This window comes from Shewanella sp. M-Br (genome assembly GCF_036245925.1).
Classification (GTDB): Bacteria; Pseudomonadota; Gammaproteobacteria; order Enterobacterales; family Shewanellaceae; genus Shewanella; species Shewanella oncorhynchi.
Genome location: NZ_BJBV01000052.1, coordinates 1 through 1,404, shown reverse-complemented (window position 1 = coordinate 1,404; position 1,404 = coordinate 1). Strand labels below are relative to the sequence as shown.

General features: G+C 40.5%; 3 protein-coding genes. All 3 read left to right on the top strand.

The window, feature by feature from the left end; genetic code table 11:
• The coding region (locus tag AAA952_RS22250; RefSeq protein WP_338259693.1) for a hypothetical protein at positions 1-301 on the top strand (301 nt) is incomplete at its 5' end.
• Between the two features lies 1 nt (position 302).
• Positions 303-887 (top strand): hypothetical protein, encoded by a 585-nt coding sequence (locus AAA952_RS22245; protein ID WP_338259691.1) that lies wholly within the window; start codon positions 303-305, stop codon positions 885-887.
• Positions 880-1,404, top strand: a 525-nt coding sequence (locus AAA952_RS22240) for a hypothetical protein (protein ID WP_338259689.1), incomplete at its 3' end; no start/stop codon positions are given. The genes AAA952_RS22245 and AAA952_RS22240, both read left to right, overlap by 8 nt.

The following is a 1,404-nucleotide window of genomic DNA, read 5'->3' as shown; positions in this document are numbered from 1 at the left end:
TCTAGAGCATCAGAAACAACGTGATATTGAAAAACAAAACAATCTCGATTTGATAGATGCCTATCGTGAATCATTGATCGATGTTAGGACTTGCTTAATCAATACCAATAATAACAAACCATTCCTATTACCAGACTCGCACAAGTTAGTCGGGCGATATCACTCATATCAAGACGTGTTTAATGGCACCGATAAGAGTTTTGTTGACCTAATTAACGAACATAGCCTACCTAGTGATAAGTACGTATTAGAGCCCGTATCGACACTGACCGTTGATCGTTTACTGGAAGTGGAGGATTAGCATGAAAGGATTTGACGCACACACAGCATCACTGGCAGGTGCAAAATCAGCCCAAGCTCGGAGAACTATGAAAGTGTACAAAGAGCAGCACAGAGCAGCAATGATCGATAAAGCTGAGTCCCTTGTTGCTGACTTTATGGATGGTAAAGCGGTACTTGGGATTAATCTTAGTGATGAAACCAGAGCCAAGATTATCGAAAACGTGCTTACAGAGGTAACAATACAATCTCTAATTGGCGCACTCAAACACCGCGACGAGGTTGATTTGATGATGCTTAAACATGAGCTAACGATCAATCCAGATGCTGGTAATACTATTGAAGGTACTACCTCTACCTCAGATGAAAAGCCCGTGATGTTAACTAATACCGAGTTGATGTCAATGTTGGGTACACGTTACGAGACTAGCAACGCCAAGCCAGAAGAAGATGATGAATTATTTTTTGATTGGTACAAATCACAATCGGGTACTCAGCAAAAATCGATCCTGCAAAAGTATTTTAATAACGATGAAGAAGAGTTAATGAACTTTGCTGGTAGACCTGCTGCATCCGTTATCAAGCAACTTAGGATTAATAATGGCTAATATAACAAACATTACAGGCTCTTACCTAAGTACCGATCTAAAGATCGAAGAAAAGCCATTAGGCCAAATTGTATCGTTGTGCTATCCGTTATCATCTGGACAAGAAAGTTTTGCATCCAATAGTACGCCTATGTTGTTGTTTACCATTTTTAGAAAGTCTGGTACTGCAACACACTATAACGAGTTGATGGATAAGGGACTTGTATCTGCAAACACAATGGCAGAAACAACATTAGCGGTGATTGGTTTACCTATGCCCTCGAACGGTCTTAATGATGCGGTTACAAACCAAATCGACGCAGGTAATAGTAGCTTTATAAATCAGTTAATCTCAGAGGGTTTACTGACATTGGAACAAGCTGGTGGGGCTGCTGCTGTTAATGGTGCGGTTGGAAGTATTAAACAAGAAATCGTATCAAACATCAAAAAGATATCTGGTGCATATAACACTAACTTAGGTGGTTCGAAAACGATATCGGGTACTCGTGGTGTTCATGCGTACCAAGGCACTGAACCG

What these genes read in the sequence shown, in the direction of transcription:
- AAA952_RS22245 (WP_338259691.1), top strand. Translation starts at nt 303, where the DNA reads ATGAAAGGATTTGACGCACACACAGCATCACTGGCAGGTGCAAAATCA.